Raw genomic sequence first — 25,129 nt, 5'->3', positions numbered from 1 at the left:
ACGTTCTCCCTATTTACTTTACTGAGGCAACAGCCAATTGTGCAGCTTCACCCATATCCGAAGTTGCTTGAATATTTAAGCCTGAATCGTTTAAAATTTCTCGTCCTTTATCGACATTGGTTCCTTCCAGACGCACAATAAGAGGGATTTCTAAACCGACTTGCTCAACAGCTTGTACTATACCTTCAGCCAACACATCACAACGCATGATACCACCAAAAATATTAACGAAAATACTTTTAACATTGCTATCACTGACCAAAATCTTAAATGCTTCACTCACCATTTCAGTGGTTGCTCCGCCACCAACATCCAAGAAGTTTGCAGGCTCTCCACCGTAAAGTTTAACGGTATCCATGGTAGCCATCGCTAGACCAGCGCCATTGACCATACAACCAATATTACCCTCAAGGTCAATATAATTGAGATTCCACTTTTGAGCTTCAATATCACGTTCATTCTCTTGGCTAAGGTCACGAAGTTCTAACAACTCTTTATGTCTGTACAGTGCGTTTTCATCAAAGTTAACCTTACCGTCAAGGGCGACCAATGTATTGTCTTTGGTAATCACCAAGGGGTTAATTTCTACCAAGGAACAATCTAATTTTGTAAATAAGTCGGTTAAATTCTTGGCCAATGCAGAAAAATCTTTATGTAAAGCTTTATCTAAACCTAAGCCAAAACACAGTTGACGCGCTTGATAAGCATCTAAACCATAACCAGGGTCAACTTTGACTTTAATAATCTTTTCTGGTGTTGCCTCAGCCACTTCTTCAATCTCAACACCCCCCTCTTGACTGGCCATCAGAGTAATGCTAGCGGTTTCTCTGTCTAAAACAGCTGCAAAGTACAGCTCATTATCAATAGCGCAGCCCTCTTCAACCAGAACACAGGGTACAGGAACACCTTGCGGTCCTGTTTGATGCGTTACCAGAGGCTTGCTTAAAATTTCTTCTGCTGTCTCTTTGACCTCACTTAAGCTTTTGCAAAGCTTCACACCCCCAGCTTTACCGCGACCGCCAGCATGAACTTGCGCTTTAACAACCCAAGGGCCATCTCCACCAAGATCTTTGGCTGCTTGCTCAGCTTCTGAAGCATTTTTTGCAACAATTGAATTTAACACTGGAATACCAGCAGTTTTAAATAACTGCTTGGCTTGATACTCATGAATATTCATCCTATAAACCTCGCTACCGAGCTCATCAACTCTTTAACTGCAGCCGCTGACGTATTTAACGCACTGCTTTCTTCTTCATTTAACTTAACTTCAACAACTTGTTCAGCACCCTTGCTACCTAACTTAACAGGAACCCCCACAAAGGTATTGTCTATACCAAATTCTCCTTGCAATTTTACACAAGTGGGTAAAACACGTTTTTGGTCATACAAAATACTCTCAACCATTTCTACGATTGCGGCTGAAGGCGCATAAAATGCGGAGCCGGTTTTAAGAAAGTTGACGATTTCTGCACCACCATGCTTGGTTCTATTTACAATTTCATTGACTTTGTTTTCACTCAGTAGCTCTGTAATTGGAATACCGGCCATGGTAGAATATTTAGGCAAAGGCACCATGGTATCTCCGTGACCTCCCAAAACAAAAGCAAAAACATCTTTCACAGAACACTCCAGTGCTTCTGCCAAAAAGCAACGGTAACGCGCAGAGTCCAACACACCCGCCATACCAAACACTCTTTCTCTTGGAAACTGACTCACTTCAGAAGCCACATAAACCATGGCATCCAAAGGATTAGAAACAACGATCAAGATACAATTGGGTGAATACTTCACAATTTCACTGGTCACACTTTTAACAATTTTTGCATTGATAGAAAGCAAATCATCACGGCTCATTCCAGGTTTTCTCGGTGAACCAGCAGTGATCACAACAACATCAGAGTCTGCTGTATCTTTATAATCTTGCGTACCCATGATATTAACATCGTAACCTTCAATAGGAGCTGCTTGCATCAAGTCCAAAGCTTTACCTTGTGGAATACCTTCAGCAATATCAATCAATACAATATCACCTAAAGCCTTTTGAGCAGCCCAATGAGCAGCTGTTGCGCCGACATTTCCAGCACCTACAATTGTTATTTTCTTTCTTCCCATTATCTCTCCTCTTGTTATTTCTTTCTAAGGGGGATCTTTAGAACCTGTTAGACCCCGTGTCTTACAGGTTCTTATGCAAAGCCCGCCCCTTCTTGATCCAAAAACGTCGTTTTGGATCAATTCATAAAGCTGTACTTGTGAAGAGCAAGGCTTTTGCCTTGCGATGATCTAGTACAACTTATGCCGCTTTTGCGGCGCCCACTCAGGTCGACTACAGCACGAGGCCTTGTCTCTCCTTTGTTTTTATTTTTTCACTCCCGTGAACAAACCAATATAAAATTGGCTTGTTATTACATTTGAAATATTTTTGTCCGTATGGCGAGTCTTGGCTGGCAAAGCCAGCCAATTGTGTGAGCCATTAGGATCAATATATTTCAAACTGATTCTTTAAAAATTTAATTAATATTTATTAAACCCTCATATTATTTCATTTAAAGTTTTTTACAATTGCCTCACCGAACTCTGAACATTTTAACAATGTTGCATTATCCATTTGCCTTTCTAAATCATAGGTCACAGTTTTGTTGGCTATAGTGGTTTGCAAAGATGTTTTAATCAAATTTGCAACTTCAGTCCAACCCATATGTTCAAACATCATAACACCTGATAAAATTACTGAACCAGGGTTTACTTTATCCATACCAGTATATTTTGGTGCCGAGCCATGAGTAGCTTCAAAAATTGCAATTTCTTCACCCAAGTTAGCGCCTGGCCCTAAACCTAGTCCACCGACCTGCGCAATCAAAGCATCTGATAAATAATCACCATTTAAGTTGGTTGTAGCCAAAACACTGTACTCTTTTGGCCTTAGCAATGCTTGTTGAAACATGGCATCTGCAATTCTATCCTTGATGACTATTTTACCAGCTGGACACTGACCATTGTATTGATCAAACAGTTCCTTTTCAGTAATGGTTTGCTCAGAAAATTCTTCTTTAGCCAATTCATAGCCCCACTTTGCAAAAGCACCCTCTGTAAACTTTTGAATATTACCTTTGTGGACCAAGGTGACGGATGGTAAATTTCTTTCAATGGCATACTCAATAGCTTTTTTAACCAAACGCTTTGAGCCCTTTTCACTGATAGGTTTTATACCTAAACCATAGGCTAAATCTAATTTACAGTTCAATGTTCCATTTAAAAAGTGCAACAGCTTATTGGCATTTTCAGAACCCGCTTCCCATTCTATGCCCGCGTAAACATCTTCCGTGTTCTCTCTAAAAACAACCATATCTACATCTTGTGGTCGTTTGATAGGTGCTTCTACACCATCAAAATACTTAATGGGTCGAACACAAGCATACAAATCAAAAATCTGCCTTAAGCCTACATTTAAACTTCTAAACCCTCCACCTACAGGTGTTGTTAACGGACCTTTGATGGCAATTTTATACTCTTTAATTGCATCTAAAGTCTCTTGAGGAAGGTAATCATCATACTTTTCTTTGGCTTTTTCACCGGCAAAAATCTCTTTCCAGGCAACTTTTTTTTGACCTTTATAAGCAAACTCAACAGCTGAATCAAAAACATTTTGGCTGGCTCTCCAGATGTCAGGGCCAACGCCATCACCTTCAATAAAAAGTATTGTGGGGTTATCAGAAACAATGGGCTTGTGCTTACTATCAAATTCAATTTTTTTTCCGTTTTGTTCGACCAATGTGTCCTCCTCAGCTATTGGCTGTAGATATAACACTCAAACACAAAAACTCAATAAATATTACTTTTTTGCCGGTATATTACAAAGAGAGCATATTATTAAAGACTAAAGCCGCTGCGTTTATGTAAATTAAAGGTTTAAATCAACCAAAGTGGTTTCAGACGCAACAGAAAAACATGAACCTTGCGATGATCGCCAAGAGCATAAAACTTTAACAATTTTTTCATCATCAGCCGCTTCACTAGCAGGATCTGCAGTTAAATCTGAGCTTTGACATGCTAAAGAAACTGGGCGCTCTGTGTCTGTTATTTTGACTCGGCAGTCTGGTTCTTTGTAAGGTTTTACGACCCCGTCAATTTTTTCTAAAATTGTAGAAGTTCCTGCCGGAGGTGTTCCAGTACTGCTATAATCTTCTCCCTTGCAGACGGTCATGGTCAATTTCAACCGATACGAGCCAAGCTTTCTTAGTGCTGTTGCACAGTCATTGGTGCTTGATTGAGCTGGTAAAGATTCCCCACTACAGGGTGATGCAGCTTTGGTCGACTCTACGGCAAATTGTTCTGCCCAAGTATTGCCCAGTTCATTGATATCGGCTTTTTGAATCATTTTTCCTGATTCTCTCCCATAAACATACATTTCATCTGATGTTCCTGCATCCGTGACTGAACCCACATCAACCCAATTATGTTCCTTCATTTGCTCTAACTTTGTTTGACACAAGTTAACAGCTTTAGACATTTGAGAAGCCCCTACGGCACGTCGCTTAAGCATGGTTGTCATCAAAACAACACCTAAAAGACCTATAGACAAAACCATCAACGCAACCAACAGCTCTATCACTGTAAATGCCTTGCTACTTTTTGCTAACTGCTTCATCCTATAAGACTATTCTAACAAAAACCTAAGAAATTCCGTACTCTTTTATTTTATAAAGCAATGCTCTATGACTAATTTCTAAAATTTTAGCCGCTTTGGTCCTGTTGCCCTCAACTTGATCTAAAACCTTTAAGATTAAGTCTTCTTCGATTTTTCGAGTCATTTTCTTAATTGACAATGAAGCAAGTTCAAATTTATAGTTTTCACCAGATACAGCTCCTGTCATGCTATTAGCTTGAAATTGAGCAGGTAGGTTTTCTACCGTTATTTCTTTACCTGTGACCAGAATCATTGATCGTTCGATTGTATTTTCAAGCTCCCTGATATTACCGGGCCAATCATAATCCAGTAGTTTTTTTAATGCTTCCTCAGTTATGGATTCCACATTTGATGATAATTTTTTATTTTTCTTTTGAATAAAGTGTTCAATCAAAAGTGGAATATCTTCTTTTCTTTCTTTGAGTGCTGGCAAGTGAATAGGCAAGACATTCAAACGGTAATACAAATCTTCTCTAAAGTTCCCTTTATTCACTGCATCTTCTAGGTTTTTTAAAGTTGCTGCAATAATTCTAACATCTATTTTTTTTGCCTGAATGTCACCAACCTTGCGTATCTCTTCTTCTTGTAAAACCCTAAGCAGCTTAACCTGCAAAAGCAAAGGTAACTCACCAATTTCATCTAAAAATAATGTTCCACCATCTGCTTCTTCAAATAAGCCCTTTTTATCACTGACGGCACCTGTGAAGGCTCCTTTTTTATGACCAAAGAGCTCGCTTTCTAATAAGTTTTCTGGAATGGCTCCGCAATTGACTGTAACAAAAGGTTTATTTTTTCTTGTGCTGGTTTGGTGAATAGCATTGGCCAACAACTCTTTACCCGTTCCACTTTCACCTAAAACCAAACACGTTGTTTTGTATGGCGCTATTTTTTCGACTGTTGTAAAAACTTGCTGCATCGTTTTACTGTTGGATATAATATTACTAAAGACATCAGCTTGACCAAGATCCTTTTGCTTATTGCTGTATTTTTTTCTTAACTCATGTTTTTTTAGGGAAAAAACCAAATCATCTGCTTTTACTGGCTTAAAAAAATAATCAAAGGCTTTGCTTTGCATTGCCCTTGTGGCATCATCAAAGTTTTTTTGATTGGCCATAACAATAATAAAAACATGTTGGTAATGCTCAATGATATCCTCAAGCAACTCAACTATATTGTCATCCATGTATTCTATTTCAAGGATAAAGTAATTCGGTCTAAAGTCTTTTAATACAGATTGATACTCGTTTAACTGCCGACAGTATGCTGTCTCAACTTCTTCTTGCTTCAAACGAAAAGCAAAAGTTTGGGCATCCTGAAAACTTTTTTGATGGATCAATACTTTCAAGCCACTTAACATATGCTAAAAATATACTATCTCTTTGCCAACATTAAGCAAACATTAGCAACCAAATCACTAAAAAAGCCCCTCCAAGATATGGCCCAAAAGCAATCGCATCGTCTTTTTTAAACTGGTATATTATTTTTGCCAACACCCACATAACAACACCAAGCAAAGATGCAAAAAACAAAACTTGTGCTACACCTAAAAGACCAACATGCAAACCAATCCAGGCCATCATTTTCACATCTCCAAAACCCAAGCCCTCTTTATTTCTGACCATGCTGTATACAAAAGAAATTAGCCATAAAAACCCAAAACCTCCTACTGAGCCTAAAATAGCTTCATAAACATTGACTGGCCATGGCAGTTGAAAAACATAACTTAGCCCCAACATGCATACACCTAAGACCATAGCAAAAATAAGAACTTCATCCGGAATAATTTTAAACCTGAAGTCTATATCTGTAATGATCATAATAATTGAAAACAATGCAAATCCATACAGAGCTAAAATGTAGCTATCAAAATAAAGCCATAAAAAAACAGCTGCCACACCATACAGAAACTCATAGAATAAATGTAAGTAACCATAGTAGGCATAACAAAAGCGACACCTGGCTTTGAGTAAAAGACATGAAAGAATGGGGATATTATCATACCACACAATTGAGTGCCCACATGAGATACAGTGTGACCTTGAGAAAGTTATGCTTTTTGCATGCGGCAAGCGGTACATACAAACTCCACAAAAACTGCCGACACATGCCCCAAAGCAAAAAACCAAAACAAGATAAATAAATTGTTCCACTATAGATAAATCAATAGGCATAACCATAACCCCATAACAACAATGTTGGAAGCACTCCAGGCATAATTGACTTTATGCGGATAAAATTGGCCTTTGTTATCAAAGGCCTTCAAACTCCAAATTGCAATACTGATGAACCAAAAAACAAAAAGAAAACTTAATAAAGTATGCTTATGTCGATATTGATTTAACATATACTTTTGTTTTAAAATTTTAAAATCTATACTGCTAGAAGAAAGCATACTCAATTCACTAATCAACAAGTCTACATATTTTTTGCTGCTACTGGATGCAATAGAAAACATGGGAAAATATATACCTCTCACTGATGAAAGAGAGGATCTTAACTCAAGGTTAGCCATTTTTGCTGGCCCAACCAAACCCTCAAGTTGAAAGTTATTTGCCAACATCTGTAATTTTTTTACTGACTTATAATTCCATAGATTTATCGGTGCGTACCAACGAATTGACTCACCATAAGCATCAATGGCCTGTTGATGATGACCTTTTTCTAACATTGCGTTTGCGTGATGATAGGCTATACAGGATCGAACGTTACTGTACAAAAAAACCAATACACACGCTACTCCAATATAGCCAAACACTTGTTTTGTATTGATGTTAGAGGACATTATTTATTGTAAATCTTTTTTGTTAAAAACCCATATTGTTAATGCCTGAATTAAAGCAATGATACACAATGCATAAAAAACTGCATGAATAACATAACTCCATGGGATCATGACGCCATGGACTATTTTTGCATTGATTGCAAAAATGTCTAAACTAAAAGATTCCAATACATCCAATAAATTAACAGAGAAATTGATCCAGGATGACATAGCTTGCTGGCCACTTTCTGCTGCCAATGCGTAAATCTGATTTTTAACAATCATCACAAAATCATCCGTAGCATGACCAAAAAACAAAATGCCCAAAGTAAAAATAATACTCATAAATGATGAACTGTATGAAGAAAACAATAAGGCAACAGCCACAATGATGCACAATTCACAAAAAATAAGTACCATGGGTTTTATTAAGTTAAAGTCTAAAGGTTCTTTGTAAAAACTCAAAACAATAAACAGCAATATCGCCATACACAAAAGCTCAAGAGCAATCGTCGCACACAAACCAAAAAACTTTCCTAATATAAACTCATAACGTTGGACGGGCTTAGAAAGTAAGGTGTAAATGGTTTTACGTTGCACTTCTTTAAAGATTAGCCCTACCCCAATAAAAACTGATATCATTACACCAATAAACATCATGGATGCTAAACCCATATCTTTGATGATTTTAACGTCTGCTCCCAAAGTCAACTGACCTAAAAATAAAGAAAGCAAAACTATAAAAACTGAAAACAAGGCTAGAGCATATAAAACTTTTTGCCTGATGGCTTCTCTAAAAGTATTTAATGTTATGGCATAAATTCTTTGAATCATTTTACGTCTTCCTTTACCTGATCAACAAAAATATCCTCAAGGGTTTCTTTATGTCGATGAACGCTCAAAACATTAATATCGTGACTTTGGGTAATATTTAATGCAGCATTTAAATAGTCTTCTTTTGCCAGTGAAACAATGGTATCTTGACCAACCTTTCTAACACCGTACTTTTCTTTATCTTTAAATAAACTGACATGATTTCCTTGCAGCGTCATATCAATTCTTTTGACATTGGCATTAACCATATCTGATATGGGGCCCGAAGCTCTTAATTGACCATCAATAATAATTGCAACATTATCACACAAAGCCTCCACATCACTTAAAATGTGAGATGCAATTAAAACAGTTTTACCCTTATCTTTCAGATTCAAAATGATATCTCTGACTTCTTTACGACCAACAGGATCTAATCCGCTCATGGGTTCATCCATAATCACCAACTCTGGGTCATTGATTAAAGCTTGTGCAATACCAATTCTTTGTAACATCCCTTTTGAAAAGTGTGACAGTTTTCTATCACGCCGGGTATATAAATTAACCAGTTTAAGCAGCTCTACACTCTTTTGTTCAATCTGTGCGCTACTTAAACCAAACAATTTACCATATAACTTTAAAACCTCTTCTGGCTTTAAGTAGTCATAGTAATAGGTTTGCTCGGGCAGATAACCAATTCTTGACTTAATGTTAGACTCTGTCCAAGCTTGCCCAAATACGCTCACACTGCCGTAAGAAGGTCTAACCAAATCTAGCAATATTTTTATTAAAGTTGTTTTCCCAGCACCATTGGGACCAATCAGACCAAATAAAGACCCTTTTTCAATTGAAAAACTTACATCTTTCAAAGCAACAATAGGCTTTTTCCAAAAATCAGTTTTAAATGCTTTACCAACAGAATTTATCTCAATTATTTTTTCTCTCATGATACAGTTTTCCACTTTTTTTGCTTATATTATTTTCTCGTTCTCACTAGCATTACGCAGTAATAAATAAAAATCAAAGTCTACAAAAGGCATAAGCTCAAGCCAATCACGCTTATAAATTTCAATTTTTTCTCTTAAATCTCTTAGTCTTTTATCTAAATCTTCTTGGTTGTTTTCAACCTGGGCATGATAATAACGCAGCTTACTTTCAATTTGTCGTTTAGCGTTTTGGTCACTGACCGTACCCAACTGTGTCTTTAAACTTTCAATGGCAAACAAAGTCTCCATCAAGCGTACACTTTCTTCATTTTTGCCTGTTTTACTATACAAATTGGCAGACCAGGTCTTAAAATGCTCGGGTACATTGGGCATATTGGCCAATGACTCAATAAATGGCGCTCCCTTTTCTTTATCTTTGAGTTCAACGGCATAGTTAAAGCCTATCATTTGTGGAATCATCCAATAATCTGGGTGGTGCTTCCATCCTTCAATATCATTCTGTATGTACTTCCAACCTTTTTCTAAAATTCTGTTGCTGGCTCTAATTTTATCTTCTGTGATCAAACCAGAATTATAAATGGTTACTGCTCCTGCCCATATGTATACTTTTTCAAAACGAGGGTCTAAATCTGTAGCAAAGTTAATTAAAGCTTCAAGGTAACTTTGTTTGCCTTGATTAAAATTCATAAGATCAGCAAAATATCCAAGAGAACGTATCCAAACCAAATCGGCACCGACGCTTTCATGCCCCAACAAAAGGGGCTTGATAAGATTTGATTTGGGTAAATAGATGTGCTTTTCAACTGGAAGTTGGTCTTCAAGGTAATAGCTCAGTTTTCCATGTTCTATGTAAACAAAGCATAGTAAAACCCCAAGTAAGCTTGCCTGCAAAATCTTTTTTAGCATTAGATGTGATTTTATAGGCAAATTCTAAAAGTGCAATTTTTCAAGCCAAGATACTAAGAAAAATGCAAAAAAAAAGTGCGCTTTAAAAAAGCGCACTTTTTAAGTGTTGATTTAGATTAAAAAATTAATCTGCACCACCATCGTAGAAGTCTGCACCGCGAGAAACTTCACCGTTAGCGTCGATTGATGCAACCAACTGTTTAAATGCTGTATTGCTATCACCATCTAAGTCATAAGTAGCGGTGATTGACATCGCTGAACTTGCGTTTGTGCCTGATGCCAGAACACTGTAAGAAGCATAAACTGGACCTTCAACCTGAATATTCAACTGAGGCCAGTTGCTTGATGTAAAGTCTGGAGATGTTTTAACAGAACCAATGCTTGCTAAAGCTGGTGTTGATGCACATGTCAAGAACTGATTGTCTTGTACAGCACCGGCTTGAGTCACCTGAGGCGTCATGAAATAAACCAATTCACCTTGGTAAATTTTGTTCATCACAAGTGGGAACTCTGCAGTTTTTGATTTTTTAATGTATTTCATGAAAGCTGGAATTGCAACAGCCGCCAAAATACCGATAATTGCAACAACAATCATCAACTCAACAAGCGTAAAGCCTTTTTCATTTTTAAATTTTTTTAACATTTATTCTCCTTAAATGTTTGGGTAAAGCGCAAGCTCTACCAGTTTTTTAATGCTTTTAAACCTCTTAAAAGCTAGGACAGCCATACTTAAAGCAAACCCTATGCCAAAAACGAAAAACCTTTATTTTCAATAGCTTAAAAAAAAATACTTCCCTATTTGTCAATAAGTGACGTTTTTTGTCGGTCAAAAATTGTCTTTCATGACATTTTTTGTCGCTAAAAAGGTTCTATCTTCCAGTTAAAAAACTATAGACTTTATTTTAGTAGTTTAAGTTTACCTCGTGAGGACTGACTTAAGAGAAAAAACTGATTTTGTGTGCAGCTAAGTTTGCTTTACTTGACTTTACCTAGCTACTGCCTGATTGGATAGAAATTGCTTTTGTCTCTTTTGGAACATAATTAAAACACTTTACCATTAACATTAATCATCGTCCGCGAGGTCATGTTTTTTTAAGCGATAACGCATCGATCTAAAACTTATGTTTAAGAGTTTAGCTGCATGCTTTTTAACCCCTTTAGATTTTTCCAATGCTTGCTCCAACCATCGTTTTTCATAGCCATCCATTATGTCATCCAATGATATGCCTTGTTCTGGAAGATCTAATTGTGCCGAGTCTAAACCTATATTGCCACTCCCTTGTCCCTTAACGGTATCAGGAAGATGATGGACATCTATTTCTTCTTCTTGATAAACAGCCACCAAGCGCATGACTATATTTTGCAACTCTCGAATATTGCCAGGGTAATCATACTTCAATAAAGCTTGTATTGCAGCGTTTGAGAAACGTTTTTCTTTTTTCTTGTTCAATGCGGAGTGTTTCTTTACAAAGTGCTCCAAAAGTTTAGGAATATCATCTTTTCTTTCTCTTAAAGGTGGCAGTTCAAAAGAAATAACGTCAAGTCTGTAAAATAAATCTTCTCTAAATTTACCGTCTTTTACTGCTTGCTTTAAGTCAACATTGGTCGCTGCTACAATTCTCACATCAATATCTTGAACACTTTCAGAGCCAACAGGTCTTATTTGCCCTTCCTGCAAAACACGCAATAACTTGACTTGAGTCATCAAAGGCAACTCACCCACTTCGTCCAAAAACAAAGTTCCTTGATGCGCTAACTCAAACAAACCTTTCTTGTCTTTATCCGCTCCTGTAAAAGCTCCTTTTTTGTGACCAAATAACTCGCTTTCAATCAAGTTCTCTGGAATTGCACCACAGTTTATTGTTACAAAAGCTTGTTTTGCCCGATCTGAATATCTATGTACAGCTCTAGCGCACAACTCTTTGCCTGTTCCACTTTCACCAAAGATCAAGACATTGGTATGCGTTGGCGCAATTTGTTTGATGCTTGCAAAAACTTTTTGCATTTTTTCATTTCTTCCAACTGAAGATTCATCCATAAAATTTGAAGCTTCAACTTGTGTTTTAAGCTGCTTAACCTCATCAAGAAGATGACTTTGATCCAATGCATTTCTAATTTTCAAACGCATCTCATCAACATTAAACGGTTTTAACACATAATCAAAAGCACCTATTTTCATGGCCTCAACCGCAGACTCTGGAGAACCATAGGCGGTTATAATAATAACGGGTTTTTTTGGGTGATGTTTTTGAACAAAATTTAAAACATCCATACCTGTAAAGTGTGGCATAGATAAATCAGTAATTAACAAGTCAAAGTTTTCGTCCTTTAGTTTTTTTAATGCCTCTGGCTCAGGATCAATGGTCAATACATCAAAACCTTCTTGAACCAGTAAGATTTCTAAAAAATCTCGAATACTTTTTTCATCATCTATAACTACTATTTTACTTTTTATTGACATTCTCACTCTTAAAAAAACTATATATTGCTCTGGATATCAAGTGGTAAATATATTTTAAATTGAGTTCCATTTCCCTTCTCAGACTCTACCACAATATAGCCTTGATGATCAGCAATAAATCTTTCTACAATGGCCAAGCCCAAACCAGACCCTTTGGTTTTTGTTGTATAAAACGGATCAAACATTTTAATTTTTATTTCATCACTAATTCCTGGACCATCATCTTCAATGCTTAAAATCACATTTCTTTGCTCTTTTTTCAAGTTGATTTCTATCGTACCTTTGCTGCCAGTCGCTTCTTGTGCATTTCTAATCAAGTTCCATATCACTTGACTCAGCTGCTGCTCATTACCCACAACATTAATATTTTTTGATATTTCAGAACGTAAAAAAACACCTTTTTTTTCTTTTTTTAATAATTTTAAAATATTTTCTAAGAGTTCTGTAAGAGAAAATTTTACCTTTTCTTGCGATCTGGGTTTTGCAAAATCCAATAGTTCTTCTAGTAAAAAATTTAAACGATCGGTTTCTTTTAATGTAATATCTATTAATTTTTTATACTGAGGGTGGTTTTTATGCTCTTTTTGCAATAACTGCATGGTGCCAAAAATTGAGGTTAGAGGATTTCTAATTTCATGAGCTATGCGTGCAGTCATTTCTCCAATACTGGCCAACTGCTGAGCTCTTTTGGCTTTTTTCTGTAAATCGATGTTATTTTGCTTCAATCTTTTTTCTTCAGAGTCAAAACGGTAAGCAATCTTGGTAAAAAACCAAGCCACTCCAAAAAATAAGGCCACCTGGATCAAAACCGATTGAATGGCAAATGTTTTATTCCACATAATGGCTTGCCAAACTTTTGGTAGTATAGGGTCTATCTGTTGAGTGATTAACGCATAGACTAAAAAAACATAAAATAAAGAACTTAAGGTAGCCGAGAAAAAAGCTCCCAATCTAAACAGCAAGAAAGATGCATTGACAATATTTAAAAAATAAATCAACTCTATACCAGACAAGTAAACAAAGAGTGTGGTAAAAATAGCATCTGTTGTGAGTTGGATAAAAATAAATAAATATTCATTAAACTCATAAAATATTCTATGGACTAAAAAGTAACCAATGGCAAAGCACAGATTGAGACCTGTTATAACCACGGTAAAGGTAAATTCACCACTCCAAACAAAGTCTTCTGACATGGGTTCAAATACAAAGGTAAAGAAGCACAAGGTAAATGCAATAAGAACTCTGGCAAAAGAAAAAACCTTTATTTTCTTTAGACTATCTTCATTTTCATATTGCATATGATTGTTCACAATCATTCTTTAAAGGATGATGTTAATTTATGCAATATTCCCGGCCATTTCAAACACGGGCATGTACATAGCAATAACTAAACCACCAATGATGCCCCCTAAAAAAACCATCATCACTGGCTCCATTAAAGATGTTAAAGCTTCAACAGAAGTATCGACCTCTTCTTCATAAAAATCAGCAATTTTATTGAGCATGGTGTCCATCGCACCTGTAGCTTCACCCACACCGATCATTTGACAAACCATGGAAGGAAAAACACCCGCTTTAGATAAAGGCTCTGTCATCGTATTTCCTTCACTGATAGAATCCTTAACCCGACTAATAGCATCTTCTATGGTCTTATTACCAGCGGTTTTACGAACAATTTCCAAGGCATCAACAATAGGTACACCGCTTGAAAGCATAGTTGCCATGGTTCTAGTAAAACGGGCAACGGCTACTTTCCTTATTAGGTCGCCAAACACGGGTGCTTTTAAAATGTATCGATCAAATATTGCTCGCCCTTTTTCTGATCTATAAAATAATTTCCAAAGATAAACAACAAGCCCTATCCCAACGACAATAAACAAAAAGTTATTTTGAAATGCATGAGAGATATTAATAACAACTTGTGTAGGAGCAGGCAGTTCAGCGTTACCAAAGTCTTTAAACATATTTTCAAACACTGGAATAACCTTGGTTAATAATATAGCAATAACAACTGCTGCTGCGCACAAAACTGCAATAGGATAAAACATTGCCCCTTTTATTTTTTTGCGCAAACCTACTGCTTTTTCCATATAAACGGATAATCGGTTAAAAATAGTATCTAAAATACCACCCACTTCACCTGCGGCAACCAGGTTAACAAAAAGGTCATCAAATGCTGCAGGATGTTTAGACAAGGCCTCAGCAAAGGTTGAACCGCCTTCAACTTCTTGTTTAATTTCTGTGAGTATTCGCTTAAATGTAGGGTTTTCTTGTTGACTGGCAAGAATATCCAAACCTTGCACCAGCGGCAAGCCTGCATCAATCATGGTTGCAAATTGACGACAAAAAATGGTGACGTCCTTTAACTTTACTTTTGGACTAAAAAAACTATTAAAGGCTTTTGCAAAATCTTTTTTTTGTTGCGTTATTTTTTTTGGTCTAATCCTTTGTCGGTTTAACCACTGCACAACTTCACGCTGATTTTTCGCTTTGCGCGTTCCTTTTTTTATAACACCTTGCTGCGTTAAACCTTCCCAAACATAAACTGCCATAATTTATTGTACCACCTTTTTCATGTCAGTTTTTTTTAATAGTATTGACGATATCTTTAAGCTCTCGACCCAAAACATCTTTACCATTATTTTTAGACATTGGATTATTAGAGCCTTGTTTTCCAACAGTATCTTCAATGACTTTCTGTAGCTCATCTGGATCAGATGAACGCCGCAAAGCTTCGTTCATAGTGATCACACGCTTAATTGCATAGTTCGCTAAAGCCTGATTTAAAGTTTGCATACCAAACTTTGCCTGCCCCACCTGCATTTGAGAATAAATCTGGTGGACTTTATCTTCTCTTATGAGATTTCTCACAGCTGGCGTTGGAATTAAAACTTCTGCTGCTAAAACCCTCCCTGTCCCGGATGCTTTGGGAACCAATATTTGAGAAATAACCCCTTCTAAAACAAATGATAATTGAGCCCTGATTTGCTGCTGCTGATGTGCAGGAAAAACATCAATGATCCTATTAATTGTCTGTGCCGCTGAGTTGGTATGTAAGGTTGCAAAAACAACGTGACCCGTTTCAGCAATTGTGAGAGCTGCTTCTATGGTTTCTAAATCTCTTAACTCTCCGACTAAAACAACATCAGGGTCTTGTCTTAATACAGACTTTAGCGCATTTTTAAAACTTAAGGTGTCAGAATGAATTTCTCTTTGGTTAACCACACAATTTTTGTGGTTATGAATAAACTCTATGGGGTCCTCAATGGTAAGGATGTGCTCTTTTCTATCTGTATTGATTTTATCAATCATTGATGCCAGGGTTGTCGACTTACCTGACCCGGTTGGCCCGGTCACCAAAATCAATCCTCTGGGTTTTAAAGTAAGGTCTACGACAGACTTAGGCAAGCCCAAGACATCCAAAGGCAAAATTTCAAAAGGAATTTTTCTAAATGCTCCAGCGACTGCCCCTTTTTGTATATAGATATTGGCACGGAAACGAGCCAAGCCTTTTACCCCAAAAGACAAATCAAGCTCGTTATTTTCCTCGAATTGATGTTTTTGTGCATCGGTTAATACTGAATAACAAATTCTTTTGGTGTCTTGAGGGGTTAAAGACACTTTACCTAAGTTGGTAACATGACCATCTGTTCTTATTTTGGGTGGGCAACCTGCTGTGACATGTAGATCACTCGACCCTCTTTTTAACATTTCTTTTAATAAGTCATGCAATCCAAACATAATTATAAAACCTCTACTTCATACTTTCTAACTTATTGTTTACAAAGCATCGGCTACCGACACCCTCAATACTTCTTCAATGGTGGTTACACCTTCTTTAAATTTGGTTAGCGCCGATTGACGCATCGACTTCATGCCCAAACGCATGGCTTCCTTTTTTATTTCTGATGTTGCTGCTCCATTTAAAATAAACTCTTTTAACTCATCTCCAATAGGCATCACTTCATAGATCGCTACACGACCACGATAACCTGTATCATTACATTCATCGCAGCCAGCGCCTTTCATGGGTATGAAATCATTGAGCTCATCCTCTTTAATTCCAGCATCTATCATTGCTTTTTTATCCTCTTCAGGATTTTCAGTCGTGCATGTCCCACAAATTCTGCGAGCCAAACGCTGTGCAAGTATGGCATTCACTGAAGAGGCAACCAAAAACGGCTCAATCCCCATATTCAATAATCTGTTCACTGTTGAAGGTGCATCATTGGTGTGAAGTGTTGATAAAACCAAGTGACCGGTAAGCGCTGCCTTAACCGATATCTCAGCAGTTTCGAAGTCCCTGATCTCCCCCACCATGATAATATCTGGATCCTGACGCAAGAAAGACCTTAGAGCGGAAGCAAAATTTAAGCCTATATCTTCATGCATTTGCACCTGGTTAATTCCATCAAGGTTGAACTCAACAGGATCTTCGGCTGTGGAAATGTTTTCAGTTGTTTTGTTTAACTCAGATAAAGCAGAATACAAAGTTGTTGTTTTACCAGAACCTGTTGGACCGGTAACCAAAACCATACCAAAAGGCTTATGAATGGCACCTTGAAAGTCAGATAGCGCTTTACTTTCAAAGCCTAACTTGGTCATATCCAACTGTAAGTTTGACTTATCCAATAGACGCAATACAACCTTTTCACCAAACAAGGTAGGTAAGACAGAAACACGATAATCCATTTCTTTTTTATTTTTCATGATCAACTTGATACGACCATCCTGTGGCAATCGCTTTTCAGCAATATCAAGCTTACTCATAATTTTTAGACGCGATACAATTGCATTCTTTAACTTAAGCGGTGGCTTCATCACTTCAAGCAACACACCATCAACTCGAAAACGAATCCGAAAACTTTTTTCATAGGGCTCAATATGAATATCAGATGCCCCTTTTTTTGCTGCATCTGTCAGAATCATATTACAAAATTTTACAATGGGCGCTTCTTCGGCCTCAGCCAAATCTGAATTTTCGTCATCTTCATCCTGCTCAATGAGCTCTATGTCATCGACATCCCCTTCAAGGTCACGAAAAATATCTTCAAAATCCTCTTCTCTATTGTAATGTTTTTGAATAGCGTTTTTTATCGATTGTTCAGAAGCAACCACAGCTTCTATTTTATAGCTGGTAAGAAACTTTAACTCATCTAAGGCTAAAATATTGGATGGGTCTGCCATAGCCACAACTAAAGAAGGTCCCTTTTTTTCAACAGGAATCAATAAGTACTTTAGTGCTATTTCTTGAGAAACCGACAAGTAAACATCTTTGGGGATATCCATACCGTCTAAGTCAATTGATTTTACTCCGTACTGTTCAGACAAGAGATCGGTAATCTGATCTTCTTCTAAATAGCCTAAGCTTGTCAATGCCGTTCCCAGCTTCACACCGGACTTTCTCTGAACATCCAATGCTTTTTGCAGCTGTTGTCCAGAGATAACATTTTTTCTTAATAATAGCTCGCCTAGTCGTTGACTCACAGACATCCTTTTTAAGTGAAAGGTTATTATAGAAATATAACTTAGGTTATACTTTAAATTTTACTGACAAGTTCAACAATGTCAATAGTTTTACCTATTTAAAGAAAAGCTCAAACTTAACAAGTTACAAAAAAACAGTTAAAAATTTTATAAAAACTTTAATTTTTTTAAAAATTAATAAATTATTTTTTATTATACCGATACAATTTCAACTAAAGTCTTACAAATGCGTTAAGTCTTTTTTTATTTGTTCTTGTAACAGCGCCACTGAAGAAAACTTTTTTTCTGACCGTAACCTTTGGTGGAAAATCACTTGAATTTTTTGACCATAGAGGTTTTTACCACCGTATTGGGGGATAAATGATTCAATGCTAATCTTTTTTGAGTTTTTAATCGTTGGCGCTTGTCCAACATTAGTCAAAGCAGGAAAAGTTTTTTCATTAAGAATTATACTCGTTTTATAAACACCTTTTTTGGGCAAACAAAGATTATTGGAATAATTTAAATTGGCAGTGGGGAAGCCTAAAGATTTTCCCTTGCCACTTCCTTGAATAACTTCTCCACACATAAAATAAGAATAACCTAAAAGTTTATTGGCTATCGTTATTTCACCCTTCATAATCAATTCGCGTATTTTGCTCGAGCTTATCAACTCATCATTCATTTGGTGAATTTGGATAATTTTGGTGTCTATTTGTTTTTTTTGCAAGTACGCTTTTATTTTTTCTGGACTACCTGCCCTCTCTTTACCAACATGAGTATTCTCTCCAACAATAATTTTTTTCATATGATAATGCTCAATCAAGTGATCTAAAAACTGTTGATAACTTAGTTTAGAAAAGTCTTTGGAAAATTCAATGACCTTAACTTCCTCTACTCCAGCTTCTTGAAGAAGTTTTACTCTGATCTGTAATGGCATAAGCAGTTTAAATTTTTGTTTTGAAAAAAACTCTTCGGGGTGAGGGCTAAAAGTTAAAGCTACAGGTTTTAATTGATATTTATCCGCAGTTTTTAATAATGTCTCTATCAGTTTACAGTGGCCTTTATGAACACCATCAAAGTTACCCACTGTAACACAGCTTGCAGAATCGCAACGTGTGTCTAAAAAAGCTTGTATACAATCTTTCCGCGGTGTCATTTTGCACCTCTTATTAAATATAAGTTCAATAATCAAGGTTGTTGTTATTTCTTCCTATTACAAAGCCTTGGCCAAGGAATTATTCCCCACCCGGAACATATGAAATATCGACGACTTACTAAAAATAAGGTATTAGCATTGCTTGAATTAAAGGGGTATAATAAGAAATTGTACTCAATTTAAACTTGTTTAGAGTCGTGTGGTGAATTTTAAAAGTAAAGCATATGGTAAATACATCCTTCTCGACAGAATCGCTGTCGGAGGGATGGCAGAAGTTTTTAAAGCCAAAACCTTTGGTGTTCATGGTTTTAAAAGATTTCTGGTTATTAAGCGTATTCTCCCTCATCTTTCTCAAGATGAAGAGTTTGTCGAGATGTTTATTGATGAAGCTAAGATCGCTGTAGAGCTGAGTCATGCTAACATATGTCAAGTTAGTGACTTAGGAAAGCTTGAAGGCAACTACTTTATTGCCATGGAATATATCAATGGCAAAGACCTTAGAGCCATTTTAAAAAAAGCCACTCAAGCACAAAACCCAATTTCAGTTCCTATGGCTTTGTACATCAGTATAGAGATTCTCAAAGGTTTAGACTACGCACACAGTAAAAAAGATACTTTTAGTGGAGAAGCTCTCAACCTCATTCATCGGGACATATCACCCCAAAACATCATGCTCTCATTTGATGGAGAGGTAAAAATTGTAGATTTTGGTATTGCCAAAACTGAATCTAAAATTCATCGTACTCAAGCAGGAGTCTTAAAAGGTAAGTTTGGCTACATGTCACCTGAACAAGCCGCGGGGCTTGAGCTTGATCAAAAAACAGACCTATTTTCCACAGGGATCATTCTTTATGAGATGATTACCGGTCAAAGGCTGTTTCACGAAGACTCAGACTTTAAGACACTTGAAGCCATTAAAAACTGTAAAGTTCCCTCTCTAATTCAATACAACCCTAATATCAGCGAAAAACTTGAGAAAATTATTTTAAAAAGTTTGAGCAAAGATCCCAAAGATCGCTTTGAATCTGCACAAAGTATGCAAGTCGAACTTTCAAAGATCTTTTTTAATCATTATGCCAATTTTTCAACCAAAGATTTATCTGGGTACTTACAAGACCTGTTTAAAGCAGAAATAAAAGTTGAACAAGAAAACCTTAAAAGAGCCTTGGACACCCTTAACATTAAGCATATCGAACAAGCGGAAAAAGCTGCACAAAGTGATCATGACTCCACTTTATCCGCACTCAACAACTCGCAAAACACTCAATCTATTGTAAGAAACTTAACAAAAAGCACCATTGTACAAAAATCAGTTGGTTTTTTTCACAAAGCAAAAAGCTTTATCTTAGGATTTAAAAACCTTAATTTAAAACAAAAAGTCTCGGCCGTTCTTATTGCGCTAACATTTTCTTTTTTAACCTATAGCCTTTTAGGTAACTTTGGAAAAAAACAGACAAAAGATAAAGTCTCTGTGGTAACCCAAGATATAGCTATCAGCAGTGATCCTGCGGGAGCCAACATTATTGTTGATAATGAAGAAAAAGGTTTTACACCTTTAAACCTACCTTTTGAAGTCAACAAAGTATATGAATTTAAAGTAAGTCTCGACGGCTACAATGAGATTGTAGATCAAGTTTTAATCAAACCTGGTCAACGCAACTTAAAGTTTGATCTTGAGCAAAAGGTTATGCCTTCCACTTCACTGTTCATTGACAGTGTGCCACAAGATGCAAAAATCAATATCAATGGTGAGTTCATTAATCGCGTAACACCTACAACCGTTTATAAGTTAACTCAAGGCACGGAATACAATATCATCCTTGAAAAAGAAGGCTTCAAGCCACAAGGGCAGACTATCATTCCACAAAAAAATATTGAAGAGGTATTTTTAAAACTTGAGCCCACACCTTCAACCGTAAAAATCAACATTACACCTGAATCTGCAAAAATCTATTTAGATGGCAAAGAGGTTGGAAAAACCATTGAAAACCTTGAACCGAGCAAAAGTTACACATTTAAGTTTTCTGCTCCTGGTTACGTGTCTGTTAGCCGAGAAATAACTCCTAGCAATTCTTTATTTGAGCTAGACATTGCATTGAAAAGAAAAGCCGTTGCCAAAGGAGTTATTAATCTGAGTGCCATTCCATGGGCCAACGTTAAACTCAACGGCAAAAAAATTGGCACAACCCCTATCTTAAATTACTCTCTTAATGTTGGAACTTACACCTTTGTTTTTGAACATCAAGACTTCAAACCTATCAGCAAAAAAGTAAAAATCACCAAAGGCCAAAACAACCCCATTATTGTCAATTTTGAAAATCCTTAATAAAATTGTATAAAAATTCAATATTTCTTAAGGCTTAATCCAGCCACCACCCATGATTTCATCACCTTGATAAAATACAGCAGCTTGGCCTGGTGTAATCGACTCTTGCATTTCATCAAACTCAACAGTCATTGTTGCAGTGGCCTCATCATAAAACTTAACTTTTGCAGCCGCTGGCTCAAAACGGCTCCTTATCTTGATATTGATTTTATCTTCAGTCTGTAAGCTTTTGTGAATCCAGCTCAACTCACCTACATGGACATTTTTTTGTAAAAGCATTTCTTTTGGACCAACAACAACATCTCCATTGTTAGAAATTTTAATCACGTAAAGTGGAATAAAACTTTGCACACCCAGGCCTTTTCTTTGGCCAATGGTAAACTGGTGAATACCCGAGTGAAAACCTAAAACTTCTCCTTTGGCATTGATAATCTTGCCAGGAATTTTTTGCTCTGTTTTTATATTTTTTTCAACAAAGTCCACATAAGATGACTGAACAAAACAGATCTCCTGACTGTCTTTTTTTTCAAAAATATCCAAGCCATTTTCTTTGGCTAACAATCGCGCTTGTGGCTTGGTCATTTCTCCAAGCGGGAACATAACATGCGCTAGCTCTTCTTGGCTTAAACCAAATAAAAAATAAGATTGGTCTTTGTTTTTATCAAGACCAGCAAATAACTGATAATGACCATCATCATGCTTTTTAATCCGAGCATAATGCCCCGTGGCTAAAAACTCTCCCCCCAACTCTTTGGTTTTGTCCAACAGTGCTGCAAACTTAATATCATTATTGCAACGTACACAGGGATTAGGGGTTTGCCCTTGAGCATAGGTAGATACAAAATTATCAACAACCTCTTTTTTAAAGTCATCTTGCATGTTAAATACATAGTAAGGAATGTCCAGTTGGGTAGCAACTTTCCGGGCATCGTAAAGATCTTCCGGCGTACAACAACCGTATTTTGCCTCAACATCATAAGACCAAAGTTTCATGGAAATACCAATCACTTCATAGCCTTGCTGTTTAAGCAATAAGGCCGCTACTGAACTATCAACTCCTCCGCTCATAGCAACCACAACACGTTTTTTCTTGTTTTCAGACATGCGTTTTCCCTCTACCGTTTTTTGCGCTGGGAATCAACCGCTCAATTTAAAATCTAAGATACTTAGATGTCAATCAATGTGGGTATAGTCAATGAATTAATACTTCTTTAGCTTCTTCAAGCATTGGGTGTGTCATTTTAATATTAGAAAAAACTGCATTTAAATACTCTTTTGGCGCAATCTTTTTTAGAGCATACATACTGTTTCTTATTACTCGGGGATCTTCTCGGTTTTGAAGCAAGTCAGTCAAGGCTACTTTAACCTTAGGAATTGAACATGATCCAAGAACGTAAGCCAATTCCTCATAGGCTGTTTCCTGTTTCCAAGAGGAAGTGTCGCATAGGTGTTTTTCAAGAACCGAATGTTGTTGCGTTCTCAGTAACTTAGCCAGCAAAACAGCAAAATGCCGCTCACCATTAAGGAGTTTTTGGCAAAGCTTTTTTGCGATTTGATCACACCCGTTCTTAACTAACTCATTGGCCGATAAAACCTGTATATCTATACTCTCATCAGAATCTAAAACATTTAACATAAACTCTTCAACTTTTGAGTTCATCACTCTACCTAAAACCCTTATCAATTCTCTTTTGATGGGAAGTTCCACCTCATCAAATTTTTGCATGAGTTTTTCATTGTAGTCTTGATCATAGATAAAATCACACAAGCTTTCAGCAGATTTTTGTTGAACCAGTGGGTCATAATCATCCAAGCCTTCAATTAAGTATTGGGTTTCTTTATATATTTTCATTTTTTCTTGCAGTTTAACATTGCTTTTTTTGTTCACTGGTCTCAACAATTTAAGCATTTGATGACAGGCATCTTGCTTTGGAAAAGCTTGTCCAAATTTAAATGTATTTTTGACAATGGTTTTATTGCGTTCATTGTGCCTGAGCAATAAGTTACCCCAATCTTTAATGGCTGAAGTGTTATTGTAAAAAAAGGCGCTCAGTTGATTATTATAGGTATAGTGGAAGAACTCATTATAATGCGTTAGCCATTTTGAAATGTCACTATCTTTATTACTTCTTGAATCCTTTAATGTTTGAGAAAGTTTATCCAAGTCTTGAAAATGAAAGGCTTCAAGAGAATCATACAGGACCTTATAATCTTCTATATCAAAAAAAGTCCAATGCTCGTTGACATCTTCTTGGCCATTCAATTTTAAAATTGCTTTAAAAAAGTTTTCAGAATGAATAAAGTTATCTGCCGTAGCCAATGAAGCAAAATATTTAATGACCTGATAGTCAAACTCCATAAAACCAAGCGAAAAAGGAGAACTTTCAACTCCTTTTAAAAATCGACTGGCAATCAGTTGATAAACTGTACTGTCTTCACCATTTTGGAAAATCAGTTCTTCAACTTCATTGAGCAATTGCATTTGTCCAGTATGATAGCGCATAGATCGGTAGTCTATCCTCTTTCTATACACATCCTCTAAAATTAAACTGTATAGATCAGCCACCCTTAAACTTGACCAAAAGTCATCTGTTAGGCTGCGATTGTATGCTAATCCAATTAACTCAACTGCCATTTAAATCTTATAGTATATTAAGTCCGTAATCAGACAAGGCATTTTTTATTTTTTCAAGTATTTTCCTATATTTTACACCCTTTGCACTCATTAAAAGCACCCTTTGTTCACGCTCGTGAGTAAACTCAAGTGAAAGCTCAATATGTTCTAACTGATTTAGCTGTTTAAACTTACTGGCCCATTCAATGAATGCAACGAAATTTGATTGTTCACAATAGTCCCAAAACCCAATATTATGTAAACTTTCATAATGTTCCAAACGATACAAGTCTGCATGAAAAATCTGGGGCCTACCCAAAGTAGTTTCATAAAGGTTAAAGTAAGTAAAGGTTGGGCTGCTAATAATCCTAGCATCAATGCCAAAAGCTTGTCCAAAGAACTTAACAAAAGCCGTTTTTCCTACTCCCAAATCACCATTCAAAAAAAACACTTCACCCCCATGCAGTTCAGCGGCTAAGTGTTTGGCAACAGTAGCGGTATCTTGTAAATTTGTTAAGTTAACCTTCAACATTACTATAAGTTATAGATTTTTTTTATGACTGACCCAGACAAAGCCTTCATCATCAACATTCACATCAAATGTATAAATAAATGCATCGGGTATAACTGGAGAATCTCCTGTCCTTAAATCAAAAGACCAGTTGTGTGCTGGGCAACTCACACAATAATCTTTAATTACTCCTTTGTCTAAAGGCTCTCCTTGGTGTGGACAGTCATTTTCCAAGGCATAAAATTTAGTTTCATACAAACACACTAAAATATTTTTATCATTGATTCTAAATTTTTTAGGCTTCGCTTCATGAAAATCACTTTTGTGTCCAATTTTTGAAAAATTATTCATAGACTTTTTCACTTAGCAAAGTTTTTTCAACACATGCAAAACTTTTATAAAAATGTATAAAAATTAACAGTCATATCTCAATTTGCTATAGCTCTTGAATGTCCAAGTTTATCAGTTCAATTTTTATTAG

Annotated in this window: 21 protein-coding genes and 1 pseudogene; 1 reads left to right on the top strand and 21 read right to left on the bottom strand. The window is 36.4% G+C overall.

Going from position 1 to position 25,129, the window contains the following annotated elements; all coding sequences use genetic code 11:
* Positions 1-13 precede the first annotated feature (13 nt).
* The 17 genes and pseudogenes from sucC to MRY82_05735 form a co-directional block, all read right to left on the bottom strand.
* Positions 14-1,177, bottom strand: coding sequence for an ADP-forming succinate--CoA ligase subunit beta (gene sucC, locus MRY82_05815; protein MCI5072442.1), 1,164 nt, complete (start codon positions 1,175-1,177; stop codon positions 14-16).
* On the bottom strand, positions 1,174-2,112 hold the full coding sequence (mdh, locus tag MRY82_05810) for a malate dehydrogenase (GenBank protein ID MCI5072441.1): 939 nt from the start codon (positions 2,110-2,112) through the stop codon (positions 1,174-1,176). The genes sucC and mdh overlap by 4 nt, the downstream gene beginning before the upstream one ends.
* Before the next feature lie 427 nt (positions 2,113-2,539).
* The gene (icd, locus tag MRY82_05805) at positions 2,540-3,769 is read right to left on the bottom strand and encodes an isocitrate dehydrogenase (NADP(+)) (GenBank protein MCI5072440.1); all 1,230 of its coding nucleotides are present in this window, start codon (positions 3,767-3,769) and stop codon (positions 2,540-2,542) included.
* A 129-nt stretch (positions 3,770-3,898) separates the two neighbouring features.
* The gene (locus tag MRY82_05800) at positions 3,899-4,645 is read right to left on the bottom strand and encodes a prepilin-type N-terminal cleavage/methylation domain-containing protein (GenBank protein MCI5072439.1); all 747 of its coding nucleotides are present in this window, start codon (positions 4,643-4,645) and stop codon (positions 3,899-3,901) included.
* Between the two features lie 25 nt (positions 4,646-4,670).
* Positions 4,671-6,029 carry a sigma-54 dependent transcriptional regulator gene (locus MRY82_05795; protein ID MCI5072438.1) on the bottom strand — a complete coding sequence of 453 codons (1,359 nt, stop codon included), beginning with the start codon at positions 6,027-6,029 and terminating at the stop codon, positions 4,671-4,673.
* A gap of 43 nt (positions 6,030-6,072) precedes the next feature.
* Positions 6,073-6,762, bottom strand: a complete 690-nt coding sequence (locus MRY82_05790) for a prepilin peptidase (protein ID MCI5072437.1) — start codon at positions 6,760-6,762, stop codon at positions 6,073-6,075.
* 71 nt (positions 6,763-6,833) lie between these two features.
* Positions 6,834-7,466 (bottom strand): hypothetical protein, encoded by a 633-nt coding sequence (locus tag MRY82_05785; GenBank protein MCI5072436.1) that lies wholly within the window; start codon positions 7,464-7,466, stop codon positions 6,834-6,836.
* A 3-nt stretch (positions 7,467-7,469) separates the two neighbouring features.
* Positions 7,470-8,279 carry an ABC transporter permease gene (locus MRY82_05780; protein MCI5072435.1) on the bottom strand — a complete coding sequence of 270 codons (810 nt, stop codon included), beginning with the start codon at positions 8,277-8,279 and terminating at the stop codon, positions 7,470-7,472.
* Positions 8,276-9,205 (bottom strand): ABC transporter ATP-binding protein, encoded by a 930-nt coding sequence (locus tag MRY82_05775; protein ID MCI5072434.1) that lies wholly within the window; start codon positions 9,203-9,205, stop codon positions 8,276-8,278. Before MRY82_05775 ends, MRY82_05780 begins: the two co-directional genes overlap by 4 nt.
* A 24-nt stretch (positions 9,206-9,229) precedes the next feature.
* Positions 9,230-10,111, bottom strand: a complete 882-nt coding sequence (locus tag MRY82_05770) for a hypothetical protein (protein ID MCI5072433.1) — start codon at positions 10,109-10,111, stop codon at positions 9,230-9,232.
* Between the two features lie 514 nt (positions 10,112-10,625).
* Positions 10,626-10,754, bottom strand: a pseudogene (locus MRY82_05765) (prepilin-type N-terminal cleavage/methylation domain-containing protein).
* A 420-nt stretch (positions 10,755-11,174) separates the two neighbouring features.
* The gene (locus MRY82_05760; protein MCI5072432.1) at positions 11,175-12,572 is read right to left on the bottom strand and encodes a sigma-54 dependent transcriptional regulator; all 1,398 of its coding nucleotides are present in this window, start codon (positions 12,570-12,572) and stop codon (positions 11,175-11,177) included.
* 17 nt (positions 12,573-12,589) lie between these two features.
* The gene (locus MRY82_05755; protein ID MCI5072431.1) at positions 12,590-13,870 is read right to left on the bottom strand and encodes an ATP-binding protein; all 1,281 of its coding nucleotides are present in this window, start codon (positions 13,868-13,870) and stop codon (positions 12,590-12,592) included.
* A gap of 39 nt (positions 13,871-13,909) precedes the next feature.
* Positions 13,910-15,124 (bottom strand): type II secretion system F family protein, encoded by a 1,215-nt coding sequence (locus tag MRY82_05750; GenBank protein ID MCI5072430.1) that lies wholly within the window; start codon positions 15,122-15,124, stop codon positions 13,910-13,912.
* A 25-nt stretch (positions 15,125-15,149) separates the two neighbouring features.
* Entirely contained in the window at positions 15,150-16,313 is a 1,164-nt protein-coding gene (locus tag MRY82_05745; GenBank protein MCI5072429.1) for a type IV pilus twitching motility protein PilT, read from the bottom strand.
* A 39-nt stretch (positions 16,314-16,352) separates the two neighbouring features.
* Positions 16,353-18,065: a type IV-A pilus assembly ATPase PilB gene (pilB, locus tag MRY82_05740; GenBank protein ID MCI5072428.1), complete on the bottom strand. Its 1,713-nt coding sequence runs from the start codon at positions 18,063-18,065 to the stop codon at positions 16,353-16,355.
* A 214-nt stretch (positions 18,066-18,279) separates the two neighbouring features.
* Positions 18,280-19,197, bottom strand: a complete 918-nt coding sequence (locus MRY82_05735; GenBank protein MCI5072427.1) for a bifunctional riboflavin kinase/FAD synthetase — start codon at positions 19,195-19,197, stop codon at positions 18,280-18,282.
* A 202-nt stretch (positions 19,198-19,399) separates the two neighbouring features.
* Here MRY82_05735 and MRY82_05730 point away from each other — a divergent pair, with 202 nt between their 5' ends.
* Entirely contained in the window at positions 19,400-21,523 is a 2,124-nt protein-coding gene (locus tag MRY82_05730) for a PEGA domain-containing protein (protein MCI5072426.1), read from the top strand.
* A 27-nt stretch (positions 21,524-21,550) separates the two neighbouring features.
* Here MRY82_05730 and mnmA read toward each other — a convergent pair whose 3' ends face one another.
* The 4 genes from mnmA to MRY82_05710 all read right to left on the bottom strand — a co-directional run bounded on the left by mnmA (position 21,551) and on the right by MRY82_05710 (position 24,999).
* On the bottom strand, positions 21,551-22,627 hold the full coding sequence (gene mnmA / locus MRY82_05725) for a tRNA 2-thiouridine(34) synthase MnmA (protein MCI5072425.1): 1,077 nt from the start codon (positions 22,625-22,627) through the stop codon (positions 21,551-21,553).
* A gap of 88 nt (positions 22,628-22,715) precedes the next feature.
* On the bottom strand, positions 22,716-24,158 hold the full coding sequence (locus MRY82_05720) for a hypothetical protein (protein MCI5072424.1): 1,443 nt from the start codon (positions 24,156-24,158) through the stop codon (positions 22,716-22,718).
* Between the two features lie 7 nt (positions 24,159-24,165).
* On the bottom strand, positions 24,166-24,669 hold the full coding sequence (tsaE, locus tag MRY82_05715; GenBank protein MCI5072423.1) for a tRNA (adenosine(37)-N6)-threonylcarbamoyltransferase complex ATPase subunit type 1 TsaE: 504 nt from the start codon (positions 24,667-24,669) through the stop codon (positions 24,166-24,168).
* A gap of 9 nt (positions 24,670-24,678) precedes the next feature.
* Positions 24,679-24,999 (bottom strand): Rieske (2Fe-2S) protein, encoded by a 321-nt coding sequence (locus MRY82_05710; GenBank protein ID MCI5072422.1) that lies wholly within the window; start codon positions 24,997-24,999, stop codon positions 24,679-24,681.
* Positions 25,000-25,129 lie beyond the last annotated feature (130 nt).

It is taken from the genome of bacterium (genome assembly GCA_022763185.1).
Classification (GTDB): Bacteria; Bdellovibrionota_G; JALEGL01; order JALEGL01; family JALEGL01; genus JALEGL01.
Note: the sequence above shows the minus strand (reverse complement) of the source record. Positions and strands in the feature narration are given on the sequence as shown.

Coding starts and splice junctions, on each gene's coding strand:
- sucC (MCI5072442.1), bottom strand. CDS start 1,177: ATGAATATTCATGAGTATCAAGCCAAGCAGTTATTTAAAACTGCTGGT.
- mdh (MCI5072441.1), bottom strand. CDS start 2,112: ATGGGAAGAAAGAAAATAACAATTGTAGGTGCTGGAAATGTCGGCGCA.
- MRY82_05800 (MCI5072439.1), bottom strand. CDS start 4,645: ATGAAGCAGTTAGCAAAAAGTAGCAAGGCATTTACAGTGATAGAGCTG.
- MRY82_05790 (MCI5072437.1), bottom strand. CDS start 6,762: ATGTACCGCTTGCCGCATGCAAAAAGCATAACTTTCTCAAGGTCACAC.
- MRY82_05785 (MCI5072436.1), bottom strand. CDS start 7,466: ATGTCCTCTAACATCAATACAAAACAAGTGTTTGGCTATATTGGAGTA.
- MRY82_05780 (MCI5072435.1), bottom strand. CDS start 8,279: ATGATTCAAAGAATTTATGCCATAACATTAAATACTTTTAGAGAAGCC.
- MRY82_05775 (MCI5072434.1), bottom strand. CDS start 9,205: ATGAGAGAAAAAATAATTGAGATAAATTCTGTTGGTAAAGCATTTAAA.
- MRY82_05770 (MCI5072433.1), bottom strand. CDS start 10,111: ATGCTAAAAAAGATTTTGCAGGCAAGCTTACTTGGGGTTTTACTATGC.
- MRY82_05760 (MCI5072432.1), bottom strand. CDS start 12,572: ATGTCAATAAAAAGTAAAATAGTAGTTATAGATGATGAAAAAAGTATT.
- MRY82_05755 (MCI5072431.1), bottom strand. CDS start 13,870: ATGCAATATGAAAATGAAGATAGTCTAAAGAAAATAAAGGTTTTTTCT.
- MRY82_05750 (MCI5072430.1), bottom strand. CDS start 15,124: ATGGCAGTTTATGTTTGGGAAGGTTTAACGCAGCAAGGTGTTATAAAA.
- MRY82_05745 (MCI5072429.1), bottom strand. CDS start 16,313: ATGTTTGGATTGCATGACTTATTAAAAGAAATGTTAAAAAGAGGGTCG.
- pilB (MCI5072428.1), bottom strand. CDS start 18,065: ATGTCTGTGAGTCAACGACTAGGCGAGCTATTATTAAGAAAAAATGTT.
- MRY82_05735 (MCI5072427.1), bottom strand. CDS start 19,197: ATGACACCGCGGAAAGATTGTATACAAGCTTTTTTAGACACACGTTGC.
- mnmA (MCI5072425.1), bottom strand. CDS start 22,627: ATGTCTGAAAACAAGAAAAAACGTGTTGTGGTTGCTATGAGCGGAGGA.
- MRY82_05720 (MCI5072424.1), bottom strand. CDS start 24,158: ATGGCAGTTGAGTTAATTGGATTAGCATACAATCGCAGCCTAACAGAT.
- tsaE (MCI5072423.1), bottom strand. CDS start 24,669: ATGTTGAAGGTTAACTTAACAAATTTACAAGATACCGCTACTGTTGCC.
- MRY82_05710 (MCI5072422.1), bottom strand. CDS start 24,999: ATGAATAATTTTTCAAAAATTGGACACAAAAGTGATTTTCATGAAGCG.